We start from the raw sequence: 15520 nt of genomic DNA, 5'->3' as shown, positions 1-15520 counted from the left end.
TGCACGGTGGACTGTGTTACTGCATTATGCGGCGCGGAACTGTGTTCGACGGACGTATCGCCCTACTTCGCGCACACGTTCTGGTCGTCGGCCTCGATCTTCTGCACGCCCTCCGGCGCCTTGGCCGGGGCCGGGGCCGAGACGGGGGTGCCCGCACCCTTGAAGTCCGCGCCGAGCGTGAGCTTCATCTCCGCCTTCGGCGCCGCGTCGCCGCCGCTCTGCCGGAGGGCGTCCGCGGGCAGCCCCATGGCGTCGGCGAGCCGCCGGGCCTGGTCGGCCTGGTTGGGGGCGAACTCCAGGACCGTCTTGTCCGCCTTGCCGCCAGGGGCGTTGCCGCCGTTGCCCGTGCGCGTCATGCCCTTGGAGTTCTGCATCCAGGCCACGGTCTCCTGGGCGGCGCCCATCCGGCCGCTGCCGTTGAAGACCCGCACCCTGACGTTCGCGGGCTCGGCCTTCGGGCCCTGCAGCAGTGCCTGCTGCTTGGCGTCCGCGTCCTCCTGGGCCTTCTTCTCCTTCTCCTTGACCTCGGTGAGGGAGACGTCCTGCCGCACCATGGCCAGCAGTGGGTCGGCCTTCGCCTTGTCCAGCACGACCGTCTTGTGCACCTTGCCGTCGGCGGGGTTGTCGACGACGGGCAGGGTGGCGAAGGTGATGTTCTTCAGGTTGACCTTGCTGAGCTCCTTGCCCAGGCTGGCCAGCTTGCCGACGGAGGAGATACCGGTGTCGACGGTCAGCGACTTGGTCGCCGCGTCACCGAGGTCGTAGAGCTTCTTCGGGTTGGTGAGCGTGTCGCCCGACTTCATCTTCCGGATCATCGAACTCAGGAACTGCTGCTGGAGCTTGATGCGGTCCAGGTCGCTCTCGAAGCCGACGCTGTGCCGGGTCCGGACGAACGCCAGCGCGTCCTCGCCCTGGATCTCGTGCCGGCCCTTGCTCAGCTTGAGGTGCGACTTGGGGTCGTCGATGTCCTTGCCCAGGCACACCTCGACGCCGCCGACCGCGGAGGAGAGTTCCTTGACGGCGTTGAAGTCGGCCATCATGAAGTGGGTGACCTTCAGGCCCGTCAGCTGCTCGACCGTCCGCCAGGTGCAGCCGGGGTCGCGATCCTCCTGGCCCAGGCTCTCGTTGAAGCGGACGTTCTTCGAGCCGGGGATCGTCTTCGTCGTCCCGCCGGACTTGGTGGGGCAGTCGGGGACGTCGGTGATCATGTCGCGGGGGATGGAGAGCGCGGTGGCGTTCGTCCGGTCCTCCGAGACGTGGAAGAGCACGGTGGTGTCGGCGTGGCCGACGCTGCCGTCGTCGCCGTAGCCGGTGTTGCCCTTGCCGGAGCGTTTGTCGGTGCCGATCACCAGGATGTTGACCGGGCCCTTGGTGACGGCCGCGTTGTCGATGCCGACGTCGACCTTGTCGATGTTGCCGTTCAGGTGCTCGTAGAGGAGATACGCGCCCACCGAGCCGCCGACCAGGACGAAGGCCAGCGTGCCGCCCGTCCAGATCAGGGCTTTCTTCCTGCCGGTCCGTTTCTTCGGTTTGGGCCTGCGGCGGTCCGCGCCCGCCGCCTTGCCGCCGCCGGTCCGGCGCCCTGCGGCGGTGCCGCGCTGCCCGGGCACCGGGCGGGCGGCGGGGCGGGGCCGGGGTCTCCGGGCGGCGGGGGCGGAGGGGGTGCCGGCGGGGGCAGCCGGCTCCCCCGTCTCGTCGAGGCGCAGCTCGTAGCTGCCGGTCTTGGGGTCGAACACCCACTGGTCGGCGGGGTCGATGCCACCCGCTCGCCCACGGCCTTGCGCGTCCACGGTCGCCTGAATCCTCCGTCGGGTGCCACCCGGCGCCCGTCCCCCTCGGGTGCCCGATCACCTTCACGTCGTCTGTGCAGTGCGCGCCGAGCCGGCAGCGCGCACCGGATCGCTCACACTATCCGCCCAGTTCAGCGTCCAACGACGCCGGGGACAAAAAGCACTCCCCGACAACTGGGCGATCCCCCCGATCCCTTCGCGGGTACGAACGCCTCGGCGAACGCGGGGGTGAAAGAGATGATCGCACCTTTTCGGCGGTGCTCAGCCGCAGATGCCGCGCGCGGCGGTCGTCCCCTGGTACGTGGGCGGGGCATCGGGCCTGGTGGACGGCGCCGGAGCAGGCCCGGCGGGCTCCTGCGAACGCCCGCCCGCGGTGGGCGAAGCGGGCGCCGACGGCAGCACGGACCGGTGCGCCGCGGGGGGTTCGGGCGCGACGCCGGTCCCGGTCTCCGGGACGTCGGCGGGATCGGGTTCGTCGTCCCGCGGGGCCCGCGGAGGACGCCGCCCGCCGTGCTTGCCGTCGGCGGGCCGGACATGTTCACTCACCGTCACGGGCCGGTCCATGCGCAGCTGTTCGAACAACTGGTCCGCGTCCGGCTGGACGAGCTCGTCGCGGTCGGAGTTGTACGGGTAGGGCTTGCGGGGCACCGTCAGGAACTGCACGTGGTTGCTGGGGATGTTGCGCACAGTGCGCACCAGGTCGTACATCTTGCGCAGCGAGTCGAGCCCGGAGTCCGTGGTGAGCGACTTGGTGGCCGCGTCGAGCACCGGGTAGAGCCGTGCGGGGTTGAGCAGCACGCCGTCGCTCTGCATCTCCTGGAACAGGGCGCCCATGAACAGCTGCTGACGGCCCATCCGTTCGGTGTCGCTGCCGTCGCCGAGGCTGTAGCGGGCCCGGACGAAGCCCAGCGCCTGCTCCCCGTGCAGCACTTGGCGGCCGACGGGCAGCCTCAGGTGCGCCTCGCGGTCGTCCACGGGCTTCTTCAGGCAGACCTCGACCCCGTCGACCGAGTCGACCAGGCGCTTGAAGCCGCTGAAGTCCAGGACGATGTGGTGGTCGATGCGGACCCGGCTGATGCCCTCGACGGTGCGGATGGTGCAGGCGGTGCCGGCGAGTTCGTAGGCCCAGTTGAACTGCGCGAAGCGCTCGTTGGTGTACGTGCCGTCCGGCTTGCGGCAGCGGGGGATCGTGGCCATCAGGTCGCGGGGGAGGCTGACGGCGGTGGCGCTGCGCCGGTCGGCGGCCAGGTGCAGCAGGATCGTGGTGTCCGAGCGCTGGGTGCCGCTGTCCTCGCCGTACTGGGAGTTGCCGGAGCCGCTGCGGGTGTCGGAACCGATGATCAGGATGTTCTGGGCGCCGTTGACCATGGCCGACGGGCGCTCCTTCTCCCAGCGTTTGAGCTCCGCGGCGGTCTCGTCGTCGGTGCGGATGTTGCTGTTGAGCTGCTCGTAGAGCACCCATCCGATCCCGGCCACGGCCAGCACCAGCAGTGCCGTGCCGGCCGCGAGCGCCCGCAGCCAGCGTCGGCGCCGGGACAGGCCCGCCCCGCCGTCCGGCCCTCTGAAGAGGGGGCCGTCCGGCAGGCGGCGCCTGCCTGGGCTGTGGTTCACGGCTGACTGCGTCCTTCCCGCGCGGGGTCGTCGGCGTACCGTCGATCATCGCGCGGAACCGGCCGTCCGGCAGCGTCAGAGGGCCGTCACGGTGACGCGCTCGCTCGCGCGCCGCTGTTCCAGGCCGTCCGCGGGCAGCATGCCGAGGTGGCGGCACAGCACCACCGAGCCGCCTGCGGCGAGCGGGGCGAACAGTCCGGCCGACAGGCCGTCCCAGCCGTCGTAGGACAGCCCCGACAGCAGGCGCGAGCCGGCTCCGAGGCCGCGCTGCGCGGCGTCCGCACGGGCCCGCTCGACCAGCTCCGCACCGGTGAGCTCCAGCCCGCCCACGGCCAGCGCCGGGCCGTCGGGGTCCACGGGGGCGTACGGGGCGAAGCGGTCGCCCTGGGCGGGGACCTCGACGGCATAGTCGAGGAACCCCTGCGGCGGCTGGGGGAAACGGCCGCCCAGGGGGCGCAGGGCCAGCGCGACGCGCTCGCCGGAGCAGGCGCGCGCCTGCTCCAGGGTGTCCGGCCCGCTGACGACCAGGTCGGCGGCGGCCGGGTCGCCGCCCACGTCGGCGAGCACGCCCACCGAGGAGCAGGCGAGCAGCCAGACGGCCGTCTGCCAGTGGGCGGGCAGCAGCAGGGCGAGCCGGTCGCCGGGCTCGGCGGCGAGGTCGCCCTGCAGCAGATTGGCGGTCTTCGCCACCCAATTGGCGAAGGTGGCCACGGAGAGTTCCACGCGTTCGCCGGTGGCGTCGTCGTAGAAGGTCACCAGCGGGCGGGCCGGGTCCGCGGCGAGCGCGGAACGCAGCAGGTCGGCGGGGGTGCGGTCGGTGGCGTTCATCCGCGCCAGGGTACGCGGGGCGAAGGGTGGCGGTCAGTCGGACGGGGGGTGCTCCCGGGCCGCTCCGGGCCGACATACCAACAGTTGAGCAATGGACAGGAATGTCCCATTGTGTTCAGGTTTCTTCCATGCGTGGAATCCTCGTCACCCCCGCCGTCACCGCCTGTGCCGCCCTCACCCTGCCGCTCCTGGCCCCGGCCTCCTACGGGGCGGCGCCGCACCGCGCGACCGGGCCGGAGAGGAGACCCCCCGTCACCGGCACAGCCCCCGCCGCGCCGGCCGGCGTGACGCGCTCGCTCCCGCTGGTCCCGCTCGGCACCGCCCGCCGCGCGTACGGCACGGCTTCGGGAACGTCCGGGATGGGCCTGCCGGCCCAGGAGGTCCGCCCGTTCTCGCTGATCGGCATCGTCTGGGACGACGCCGACACCGAGCTGCACGGCCGGGTCCAGGTCCGCACGCGCGGGGCGGCCACCCGCGCGTGGTCCGGCTGGCAGGACATCCAGGCGCACGACGACGACCGCCCCGACCCCGACTCGGACGAGGGCCGCCACTCCAAGGTGCACGGCTCCACCGCGCCGCTGTGGGTCGGCGCCTCCGACGCCGTCCAGGTGCGGGTCCGCCCGGAACCCACGGGCGACCGGCAGCCCGCGGGCCACGGCGGCGGCCTGCCCCGGGGCATGCGCGCCGAACTCGTGGACCCGGGCCGCGACCCGGCCCCCGCGCCCGCCGGCGGCCACGGCCGGCGGACCGTCACCCCGCCCGGCCCGGTCCCCGGCGGCGACAACGAGGGGGCCTCCTCCGCCTCCGCGGCCAACGCCCCCCTGGCCCCCCTCGGCGCCACCGAGATCCCCGCCGCGGACCGCCCGGACTCCCAGCGGGACGTCGCCGCGGCGCACATCGGCATCGGGCGCATCACCGCCGACTGGAACACGGAGGACCCGGAGACCCAGGACGTGCCCGAGACGGCGCCCTCCCAGGACACCGCCAGCATCCCGCTGAGCCCCGAGACGGACCGGGGCACGGAGGAGAACGCCGACGACTCCGAGTCCGCGGGGCGCTACGTGGGCCCGCGCCCGCGCATCGTCACCCGGGCGGGCTGGGGGGCCGACGAGTCCATGCGCGAGCGGCAGTTCGCCTACACGAAGACCGTCAAGGCGGCCTTCGTCCACCACACCGCCTCGGGCAACGGCTACAGCTGCTCGGAGGCCTCCTCCGTCATTCGCGGTATCTACCGCTACCACGTGGTGAGCAGCGGCTGGCGGGACATCGGCTACAACTTCCTCGTCGACAAGTGCGGCACGGTCTACGAAGGCCGGGCAGGCGGCGTGGCCAAGGCCGTCAAGGGTGCTCACACGCTCGGTTTCAACACCAACAGCATGGGCATCGCCGTGGTCGGCACGTTCAGCAAGAACAGTGCCCCCGGGGCGGCCGTGGACGCCGTGGCCAGGCTCGCGGCGTGGAAGCTGGGCCTGTTCGGCATCAATCCCAAGGGCTCGGTGTCCCTGGTCTCGGGGGGTGGCAACCTCTACAAGAAGGGCACGACCGTCAAGGTCAAGGCGATTTCGGGACACCGCGACGGTTATGCCACGGAATGCCCCGGTGACAAGCTGTACTCCCGTCTCGGCACCATCCGCTCGACCGCAGCCCGGCTCCAGGGCCGCTGACCGGCGCGAAGCGGAGTCGAACGTTCTGCATACACTGGCCGCCGTCCACGGCCCGGCCCCAGCAGGAAGCAGAGACAACAGTTGACTTCTTCGCCAGAAGCGATCCTCCTGGTCGGCGGCAAGGGGACCCGGCTGCGCCCGCTCACGGTGCACACCCCCAAGCCGATGGTCCCGGCGGCGGGTGTCCCGTTCCTCACCCACCAGCTGGCGCGGGCCCGCGCGGCCGGGATCGAGCACATCGTGATGGCCACGTCCTACCTGGCCGAGGTCTTCGAGCCGTACTTCGGCGACGGATCCGCCCTGGGCCTGCACCTGGAGTACGTCACGGAGGAGGAGCCGCTGGGCACCGGCGGGGCGATCCGCAACGTCGCCCCGCGCCTGCACTCGGGCCCCGACGATCCGGTCCTGATCTTCAACGGTGACATCCTCACGGGCCTGGACATCGAGGCCCTGGTGGAGACGCACCGCACAGCGGAAGCGGACGTCTCGCTGCACCTCACGCGAGTGGCGGACCCCAGGGCCTTCGGCCTGGTCCCCACGGACGGAACGGGCAGGGTCACGGCCTTCCTCGAGAAGCCGCAAACCCCCGAAGAGATCGTCACGGACCAGATCAACGCAGGGGCCTACGTCTTCAACCGCTCGGTCATCGACACGATCCCCACGGACCGCCCGGTCTCCGTGGAACGCGAGACCTTCCCGAACCTCCTTGCCGAGGGCGCCCACCTGCAAGGCATGGTCGACTCCACCTACTGGCTCGACCTGGGCACCCCGCAGGCCTTCGTGCGCGGCTCGGCGGACCTGGTCCTCGGCCGCGCCCCGTCCCCGGCCGTACCGGGCCGCTGCGGGGAGCACCTGGTGCTGGACGGCGCGCAGGTGGCGCAGGACGCCAAGCTGATGGGCGGCACGGTGATCGGCAAGGGCGCACGGGTGGAGCCCGGGGCGCGCATCGAGGGCAGCACGGTGATGGACGGAGCCGTCGTCGAAGCAGGCGCCCAGGTGACGGACTCGCTCATCGGCGCAGGCGCCCGAGTGGGAGCCCGCTGCGTGCTGGACGGGGCGGTCATCGGGGACAGGGCGAGCATCGGCGCGGACAACGAACTGCGGGCGGGAGCCCGCATCTGGTGCGAAGCGGTGATCCCGCAAGGGACGATCCGCTTCTCGTCGGACCAGTAGACAGCCATCGCTGGACAGTCACGGCCGGTGACCGCCCCGGCGGACGTACCCTGGCCAAATGGCCACCAGAACGTGGACCCCGCCGGGCCCGTACGACCTGGGACGCACACTGGGCGTCCTGGCAAGGGGCCCGGGCGACCCCGCGTACAGGGCGGTACCGGACGACGGAATCTGGCGGGCGAGCCGCACCCCCGCCGGCCCGGGAACGCTGCACGTGAGGACGACCACGGCCGGTATCCGCGCCGAGTCCTGGGGCCCAGGAGCGGACTGGCTCCTGGACCACCTCCCCACCCTCCTGGGTGCGGAGGACACCCCGGAGAAGTTCACTCCCCGCCACCGCCTGCTCCACGAGGCGCACCGCCGCAACCCGGGCCTGCGGCTGGCCCGTACGGGCCTGGTGCTCGAATCGCTGATTCCGGCGATCCTGGAGCAGAAGGTGACCAGCGACGAGGCGTACCGCGCCTGGCGCCTGCTCCTCCAACGCCACGGCGACCGGGCCCCCGGCCCACTGCCGGGGCTGCGAGTGATGCCGGACCCGAGAACCTGGACTTCGATCCCGTCCTGGGAGTGGCACAAGGCGGGAGTGGACGCCAAACGCTCGTCGACGATCATCCGCGCGGCCCGCGCGGCGGCCCGCCTGGAGGAGACGGCCGCAATGAATGATCAACAAGCATCGGCACGCCTCCAGGCCATCCCGGGGATCGGCCCGTGGACGACGGCGGAGACACTGCAGCGCAGCAACGGCGCGGCGGACGCGGTGACGACGGGCGACCTGCACCTACCGAAGATCATCGGCTACGCCCTCACGGGCGCCAGGGGCACGGACGACGCGGGCATGCTGGAACTGCTGGCCCCGTACGAGGGCCAGCGCCACCGAGCATGCCGCCTGATCCTGCTGACGGCCCCGGTGCCGCCGCGGAGGGCCCCCCGCTTCCCGGTGGGGAACATCGCACGCCTCTGACCGCTTTCCCCGTGCCCCGAAGGGGCGCGGGGAACTGCGCGACCAGCCACATCCGACCCGCGGCCGGCTACCGGACCTCGACGAACGCCCCTGCATCCCGCGGAGCCCGCGCCGCAGGCGCAACGGCGGGCCGTCCCACGGCGACGGCACCCATGGGGTCCCACCCCTCCGGCAGCGCGAGCGCCCCCCGCACCACATCACGACAGAACATCGTCGACGAGACCCAGGCCGACCCGAGCCCCTCCCCGGCAAGCGCTACCAGGAAGTTCTGCACCCCGGCCCCGGCCGCGACGACGAACATCTCCCGCTCCGCCGCAGCACGCCGCGCATCGGGATAGTCGTGCGACCCGTCCATCACCAGACAAGGCACCACCAGATAGGGCGCCCGGCGCAGCACGTCCCCCCGCCGCACCCGCTTGGCGATGGCCTCCTCCGAGCGCCCGTCCGCCCGCAGGTCCGCGACCCACGCGTCCCGCATGGCGTCCAGCAGCCGCACCCGCGACTCCTCGGACTCCAGCAGCACGAACCGCCACGGCGTCGTGTGGTGCGGCGCCGGCGCCGTGACCGCGGCCGCGACGGCGCGCCGCACGGCCCCCGGGTCCACCGGAGCGTCCGTGAACTCCCGGACGGTGCGCCGCAGCGTCACGGCCTCCCGTACGGCCTCGGACGTCCCCAGCCGGAACATGTCTCCGGCCGCATCACGCACCAACTCCCGCGCCCCGGACCCGTCATGCTCACCCCCCACCACATGCGGCAATCCCCGCACCACGGCCACCGGCAGCCCCCCGGCCTTGCCCTTGACCAGGTCCCCGGCGGCGGCGAGCTCATCAGCCGTGGCCACCACCGTCACGCCCAGCTCGTTCCCGTGCGCGTCGACGGCCCCGCGCAGATCCTCCAGGACCCGCACCCCGGCGGCCCCGATGGCGACGTCCGTCAGCCCACTGCGCCACGGCCGTCCGAACGTGTCGGTGATGACGACGCCGACCTCGACCCCGAGCGCATCCCGCAGCCCGTCCCGGATCCGCCGCGCGGAGGCGTCGGGGTCTTCGGGCAGCAACAGAACAGTCCCCGCAGGGGTGTTGGAGGCATCGACCCCGGCGGCGGCCATCACAAACCCCTGCCGGTTCTCGACGATACGCAGAGGGCCACGCCGAGCCACGACCCGGACAGCCTCGGCATCGATGGCGGCTTCGCGGTCCTCGGCGAGGACGACGCGCCCCTCGGCCTTGCTGACGATCTTCGAGGTGACAATGACGACGTCGCCGTCGGCAAGCCCGGGCAGCCCGTCCCCCAGGGCAGCGGAACCGATGAGCTTGGCGAGATCGTCACCGCCCTGCACCTCGGGAATCCCGGGAAGCGCCCACACCCGAAAAGCGGGAACATCCGCACAAGAGCTGCTCACGCGCCCCGCACCTCCTCGGCCAACGCCAACGCCTCGGAGGCCATCCGAGCGGTGGCGGCGACATCGGTCATCATCAGCGGAACGGCCCGGCACCGGATCCCGGCAGCCTCCACGTCGGAGACGGCTCCGGCATCGACGGTGTCGACAAGCCATCCGTCCAGCAGCCCGGACCCGTAATGCCGGGCGACAGCCGCGGCCGTGGACTCGACGCCGACGGCGGCGAGGACCTTGTCGGCCATGCCGCGCACGGGCGCGTCCCCGACGATGGGGGAGAGGCCGACGACGGGCGCCGCGGCCTCGGCGACGGCCTCGCGGACGCCGGGCACGGACAGGATGGTGCCGACGCTGACGACGGGGTTGGACGGCGGGAAGAGCACGACGTCCGCGGCGGTGATGGCCTCCAGCACGCCGGGCGCGGGCTTGGCCTGCTCGGCCCCCACAGGAACGACGGCGTGGGCGGGCACGGAGGCCCGCATCCGCACCCAGTACTCCTGGAAGTGCACGGCCTTGCGCCCGTCCTCGGTGTCCACGAGGACGTGCGTCTCGACCCGGTCGTCACTCATCGGCAGCAGCCGGACGCCCGGCTGCCAGCGCGCGCACAGCGCCTCGGTGACAGCGCTGAGCGGGTATCCGGCACCGAGCATCTGCGTCCGCACGATGTGCGTGGCGAAGTCGCGGTCGCCGAGCCCGAACCACTCGGGCCCCACGCCGTAGGCCGCCAGTTCCTCCTTCACGGCGAAGGTCTCGCCGGTCCGGCCCCACCCCTGCTCCTCGTGGATGCCGCCGCCGAGGGTGTACATCACGGTGTCGAGGTCGGGGCAGACCTTGAGGCCGAAGAGGTGGATGTCGTCGCCGGTGTTGCCGATGACGGTGATGTCGGCGTCGGGGGCTGCTGACTTGAGGCCGCGGAGGAAGCGGGCGCCCCCGATCCCGCCGGCCAGAACCACAATGCGCTGCTGCATGCCTGCAGTCTGTCAGCCGCTAGGAGCCACCCTGAAGAGCGGTCCGGATCCGGCCGGCGCCGGCGAGACCCGGGACGCACTGCGGCCGGGCGGCCTGCGGCCGGTGCATCGGCATCTCGGTGAGCCCGGGGAAGTAGACGTGCAGGCTGACGGCGGGCTCGAGCGAGTCGTTGAGCACCTCGTGCGCGTAGCCGGGGGCGAAGACCCGCTGGGCCCCGGCCCCGAGTCGTCGCCGGACCGTGCCGGAGGCGGTGGCGCCGGCCTCGGTGAGCTCGCCCTGCACCACGGTCAGCACGCCGGAGGAGCGCCCGTGGTCGTGCAGCCCGCTGCCCTGCCCGGGTACCCAGCTGAGCAGCCAGACCTCGTACCCGGGCCCGGTGCGCAGCCGGTGGTACCAGCGGCTGACGGCGTCGTAGCGCACGAGGTGCGCCCAGGCGGCGCGGTCGGCGGCGAGGGTACGGGCCAGCCCGGCGAACTCGGCGACGGTGGCGGGGTGGGCGGCGGGCGGGGGCATCAGGTGGGGGATGGCGAGGGGGTCGCCGGCGATCTGGACGTCGCTGTTCATGAAGGGTGTTCCTCGTACGGGAAGAAAGACCGGGGCGGCGGGGCGCGCAAAGGGGTGCGCGGAAGCGCCGGGAAGGACCGGAAGGATCAGCTGGAGCGAAAGAAGCGAAAGCGTGTACGCATCAACAGCTGGAACAGCGACAGCGCGCCTGAACGGCACAGCGGGACCCGTAGGCACGGGTCAGGCTGAGGTTCCCCAGGGTGAGGGAGGTCGCTGGCATGTCACCAAGGAGACCGGGCCACCGGCCCCTCTGTCAACTGGATGTCTGTTTTGACGATATTGGTTCACCTCTTCCGGTCACCGAAAGGGGCAAAGGGTTTGTGCGGTCGCAATGCCGGACAGGTGGCGCACCGTCCGGGCCGTCGGTGGGCTCGCCGGACCGTGCTGCAACTGGGATCGACCCCCTCTGCGTCCTCCCTCACGGAAGGGAGATGCGGGGTCCCTGTGACGAGTGGGAGATGTGTCCACTCTTGTGATGGTTTGGCAACTTTACGCTCAGCCTTGGTTCCGCAGAGTGAATAAGGGGCCCAATAGCAGATCCCGGCTTGACTGCCCCGGATCGCCGCACTTGTAATTTCACTCGTGTCGTTCTGTCGCACCTGATAGCGGCAGCACACGGGGACGCAATGACAGACGAGGGGCGCACATGACCGAGCTGTTCCAGCAACTGCTGGTCGAGGAGGCGGACGAGGAGCTCGGCTGGCAGGAGCGCGCACTGTGCGCTCAGACCGACCCCGAGTCCTTCTTTCCCGAAAAGGGCGGATCCACGCGCGAGGCGAAAAAAGTATGCCTGGCCTGTGAAGTCCGTTCCGAGTGCCTTGAATATGCCTTGGCCAATGATGAACGCTTTGGCATCTGGGGCGGATTGTCCGAACGTGAGCGCCGCCGCCTCAAGAAGGCCGCGGTCTGACGGTCGCCGGTCCAGGACCGACGCACAGAGTCACGACCTGACGCAATGTCTTGTACAAGGCCGATCCAGGGGACTGAAGGGCCATCCGGTCCGAGCACTCCCGCAACAGCATCCGCAGCACCGTCCATAGCGAACAGTCCGCCTCCCGCGCCCCGCAAGCGGGAGGCGGACTGCTGTGTCCGGAGCCACTAGGGTGGGTCCCTCGACGACGCACCGTGCGGCCGCCGCAGTGCCCTTCCGGGCCCGCCGGACCCGCCCGCGTCCACCGCAGCAGTCCAGCACCGCAGTCCTCCGGGGGTGACCCGGGGACGCCCGGCCGGAGGGCCTGTACCTCGATGTCCGTGCACAGCACTACGGCGGCCCGCTTCCCCGCCGGCTCCCTGTCCGACCACACGGTTCCCCCGGCGTTCCCGCGCCACGTGGTCACCGCCGTGCTCGTCGCCCACGACGGCGCCCGCTGGCTGCCCGACGCCCTTGCCGGACTGCTCGGCCAGGAGCGGCCCGTGCAGAACGCCGTGGCCGCCGACACGGGCAGCACCGACGACTCCGCCCGGCTGCTCGCCGACGCCCTCGGCGACGACCGCGTCCTGCACCTCGCCCGCCGCGCCGGCTTCGGCACGGCCGTCGACGAGGCCGTCCGCGCCGCCCCCGTGCCCACCGCCGACGAGCTGCCGTACCTGCGCAGGTCCAGCGGCTGGGACCCGGTCGGCCGCACCTGGAGCGAGGACGACGACGGCGCGTACACCGCCGACCTCGACCCCGTTCAGTGGCTGTGGCTGCTGCACGACGACTGCGCCCCCGAGCCCGGCGCGCTGCACGAGCTGCTGCGCGTGGCCGACGCCGAGACCACCGCGGGCCGGCCCGCCGCCGTCATCGGCCCCAAACTGCGCAGCTGGTACGACCGCAGGCAGCTGCTCGAGGTCGGCGTCTCCATCGCCCGCAGCGGCCGCCGCTGGACGGGCCTGGAGCGCCGCGAGCAGGACCAGGGCCAGCACGACCAGGTCCGCCAGGTGCTCGCCGTCTCCTCCGCCGGCATGCTCGTCCGGCGCGACGTGTGGGAGCAGCTCGGCGGCTTCGACCAGCGCCTGCCGCTCATGCGCGACGACGTCGACCTGTGCTGGCGCGCCACCGCCGCCGGGCACCGCGTGCTCGTCGCCCCCGAGGCCGTGCTGCGGCACGCCGAGGCGGCCGCACGCGAGCGCCGCCCGGTCGACTGCGCGGGCCGCAAGCCGGCCGACCCGCACAAGGTCGACAAGGCGGGCGCCGTCTACACGCTCCTTGCCAACACCCGCGGCGCCCTGCTGCCGTACGTGATGCTCCGGGTCGTCCTCAGCACCCTGCTCCGCACCCTCGGCTACCTCGTGGGCAAGGCCCCCGGGCAGGCGCTCGACGAGCTCGCGGGGCTCATGGCCACGCTGTTGCGCCCCGGGCGCACCCGCGCCGCACGCAAGCGGCGCGGGCAGCCGTCCGTCACGGCCGGCGAACTGCGGGCCCTCTTCCCGCCGCCGGGCGCGACCGTCCGCGCGACCGTCGAGCAGCTCGCGAGCGACTTCGGCGCCGGGAAGGACGACGGGCCCTCCGCCGCCGGACGCCATGGAGCGGTCGAATCGGGACCGGGCGGGGACGACGCCGACTACCTGGAGATCGAGCAGTTCGCCCGGCTCCGGCGCATCGCCCGCAAGCCCGCCCCCGTCCTCTTCGCCGTCCTGTTGCTCGTGTCGGCCATCGCCTGCCGCGGACTGTTCGGCGGCGGCGCGCTCTCCGGCGGCGCGCTGCTGCCCGTGCCGGACGGCGCGTCCGCCCTGTGGGCGAGCTACACCGACGGCTGGCACGCGGTCGGCACCGGCACCACCGCCGGGGCGCCGCCCTATCTGGCCGTCCTGGCCGCCCTGTCGACGTTCTTCCTCGGCTCCACGAGCTTCACCCTCACCCTGCTGCTGGTCTGCTCGGTGCCGCTGGCCGGTCTCACCGCCTACTTCGCCTCCCGGCCGCTGGTCGACTCCCGGCTGCTGCGCGCCTGGGCGAGCGTGGCCTACGCCTTCCTGCCCGCCGCCACCGGCGCTCTCGCGACCGGCCGGCTGGGCACCGCCGTCCTGGCCGTCGTGCTGCCGCTCATGGCGCGTGCGGCGGTCTCCGCGGCGGGTCTCGGCACGGCGGGGGCGCGCCCCTCGTGGCGTGCGTGCTGGGCGTACGCGCTGCTGCTGACCGTCACCATGTCCTTCACTCCGGTCGTCTGGCCGCTCGCGGTCGTGCTCGGCCTCGGCATGCTCGTCCTGCGCTGTGTGCGCGGCGGTGCGGGACAACTGGCCGTGCAGGGGCCGCGGCTGCTCGCCGTGATCCTCACGCCGGTCGCCGTACTGGCCCCCTGGTCGCTCGGTCTGTTCACACACCCGGCGCGCTTCCTCGGTCAGGCGGGCCTGGATCTGGGGCACGGATCCGCCTCACCGCTCGGACTGCTCACGGGTGACCCCGGCGGGCCGAAGACCGGCGCGTTCCTGCTCACCGGTCTCGTGCTGGCCGCGCTGGCCGCCCTGCTGCGCAGCGACCGGCAGTTCGCGGTCCGCACGGCCTGGGCCGTCGCACTGACCGGTCTGTTGTGCGCGGTGCTGGGCAACCGGACCGCCTGGGCCGGACCGGCCACCCTCGTCTACGGACTGGCGCTCGTCGCGGCGGCCGTCGTCGGGGCCGAGGGCGCCCGGGAGCGGGTGGCTGCGCAGAGCTTCGGCTGGCGGCAGCCGGTCGCGGGCCTCATCGTGCTCGCCGCCGGGGCCGCACCGTTCGTCGCCGCCGTCGCCTGGACGGTCACCGGCGCGGACGGGCCGCTGGTGCGCCGCGACCCGGCACAGGTGCCCGCGTTCGTCGCCGAGGAGGCGGGCACCCGCGACCAGGCCCGCACACTGGTGCTGGGCGGGGACGCCGCACACGTCACGTACACGCTCGTCCGCGGCGCCGGTGCGCGCATGGGCGACGCCGAGCTGAGCGAGGCCGCGGGCCGCGACAAGCGGCTCGACTCCGTCGTGGCGAACCTGGTCGGCGGCTCCGGTGCCGACCAGGCGGGCCGTCTCGGGGACTACGCGGTCGGCTACGTCCTCGTCCGCGACAACGACCGCGCGACCGCCCGCACGGTCCGCGTCCTGGACGCCACCCCCGGGCTGACCCGGCTGAGCCAGGAGGGCCACACGGCCCTGTGGCGGGTCGACCGGCAGGTCGCTCGCGTCACGGTCGTCAGCGGCGGGCAGCAGGACGGCGGCCTTCCGGTCCCCGTCGCCGCCGGGCCCGTCACGGCCCGGGCCACGCTGCCGGCCGGCCCCGCGGGCCGCGTGCTGCGGATCGCCGACAAGGCCGCGCCCGGCTGGAAGGCCACGCTGAACGGCAAGACCCTCAAGCGCACCACGGTCGACGGCTGGGCCCAGGGCTTCACCCTCCCCGCGGGCGGCGGCAAGCTGTCGCTGTCGTACGAGACCCCGGTGGCGCACACGGCGTGGATGTGGGGGCAGGGCCTGCTGGCGCTCCTCCTGGTGGTCCTCGCCCTCCCGGGCCGCCGGCGCCGGGTCGACGACGACCTGCCGGAGACCGACGCCCCGCCCGCCGCCGCCCCGGCCGCCGCCACCGTGCCGGAGCAGCCGGTGCCGGGGGAGGGCCGTCGGGCCCGCC

The 15520-nt window shown here is 72.9% G+C and carries 11 protein-coding genes; 5 read left to right on the top strand and 6 right to left on the bottom strand.

The features are described from left to right. Window positions 1–62 precede the first annotated feature (62 nt). From ACWD4B_RS14945 to ACWD4B_RS14935, 3 genes are all read right to left on the bottom strand, one after another. Complete coding sequence (locus ACWD4B_RS14945) at window positions 63–1790, bottom strand: LCP family protein (protein WP_451421110.1); 1728 nt, start codon at window positions 1788–1790, stop codon at window positions 63–65. 261 nt (window positions 1791–2051) lie between these two features. Next, window positions 2052–3401 carry an LCP family glycopolymer transferase gene (locus tag ACWD4B_RS14940; protein ID WP_451421109.1) on the bottom strand — a complete coding sequence of 450 codons (1350 nt, stop codon included), beginning with the start codon at window positions 3399–3401 and terminating at the stop codon, window positions 2052–2054. 75 nt (window positions 3402–3476) lie between these two features. Continuing rightward, a complete protein-coding gene (locus ACWD4B_RS14935) occupies window positions 3477–4229 on the bottom strand; it encodes a TIGR03089 family protein (protein WP_451421108.1) in 753 nt (250 codons plus the stop codon). 128 nt (window positions 4230–4357) lie between these two features. Here ACWD4B_RS14935 and ACWD4B_RS14930 point away from each other — a divergent pair, with 128 nt between their 5' ends. The 3 genes from ACWD4B_RS14930 (at window position 4358) to ACWD4B_RS14920 (ending at window position 8027) form a co-directional block, all read left to right on the top strand. Continuing rightward, window positions 4358–5893 carry an N-acetylmuramoyl-L-alanine amidase gene (locus tag ACWD4B_RS14930; protein WP_451421107.1) on the top strand — a complete coding sequence of 512 codons (1536 nt, stop codon included), beginning with the start codon at window positions 4358–4360 and terminating at the stop codon, window positions 5891–5893. 81 nt (window positions 5894–5974) lie between these two features. Then, window positions 5975–7066 carry a sugar phosphate nucleotidyltransferase gene (locus ACWD4B_RS14925; RefSeq protein WP_451421106.1) on the top strand — a complete coding sequence of 364 codons (1092 nt, stop codon included), beginning with the start codon at window positions 5975–5977 and terminating at the stop codon, window positions 7064–7066. A 58-nt stretch (window positions 7067–7124) separates the two neighbouring features. Beyond that, on the top strand, window positions 7125–8027 hold the full coding sequence (locus ACWD4B_RS14920) for a DNA-3-methyladenine glycosylase family protein (protein WP_451421105.1): 903 nt from the start codon (window positions 7125–7127) through the stop codon (window positions 8025–8027). Window positions 8028–8094: 67 nt separating this feature from the next. Here the strand turns inward: ACWD4B_RS14920 and ACWD4B_RS14915 are convergent, their stop codons facing one another. From ACWD4B_RS14915 to ACWD4B_RS14905, 3 genes are read right to left on the bottom strand one after another with little or no spacing between them, the layout of a single operon-like run. Next, window positions 8095–9429 carry a coenzyme F420-0:L-glutamate ligase gene (locus ACWD4B_RS14915; RefSeq protein WP_451421104.1) on the bottom strand — a complete coding sequence of 445 codons (1335 nt, stop codon included), beginning with the start codon at window positions 9427–9429 and terminating at the stop codon, window positions 8095–8097. After that, the gene (gene cofD / locus ACWD4B_RS14910) at window positions 9426–10391 is read right to left on the bottom strand and encodes a 2-phospho-L-lactate transferase (protein ID WP_451421103.1); all 966 of its coding nucleotides are present in this window, start codon (window positions 10389–10391) and stop codon (window positions 9426–9428) included. Before cofD ends, ACWD4B_RS14915 begins: the two co-directional genes overlap by 4 nt. A 19-nt stretch (window positions 10392–10410) precedes the next feature. Then, on the bottom strand, window positions 10411–10956 hold the full coding sequence (locus ACWD4B_RS14905) for a cysteine dioxygenase (RefSeq protein WP_451421102.1): 546 nt from the start codon (window positions 10954–10956) through the stop codon (window positions 10411–10413). Between the two features lie 646 nt (window positions 10957–11602). Here ACWD4B_RS14905 and ACWD4B_RS14900 point away from each other — a divergent pair. Beyond that, complete coding sequence (locus tag ACWD4B_RS14900; protein ID WP_004952403.1) at window positions 11603–11866, top strand: WhiB family transcriptional regulator; 264 nt, start codon at window positions 11603–11605, stop codon at window positions 11864–11866. Between the two features lie 335 nt (window positions 11867–12201). After that, on the top strand, window positions 12202–15520 hold a 3319-nt coding region (locus ACWD4B_RS14895), incomplete at its 3' end, for a glycosyltransferase (RefSeq protein WP_451421101.1).

The sequence above is a fragment of the Streptomyces sp. NPDC002536 genome (assembly GCF_053594995.1).
The sequence above is the reverse complement of the archived record's forward strand: the minus strand, read 5'-3'. Positions and strand labels throughout refer to the sequence as shown.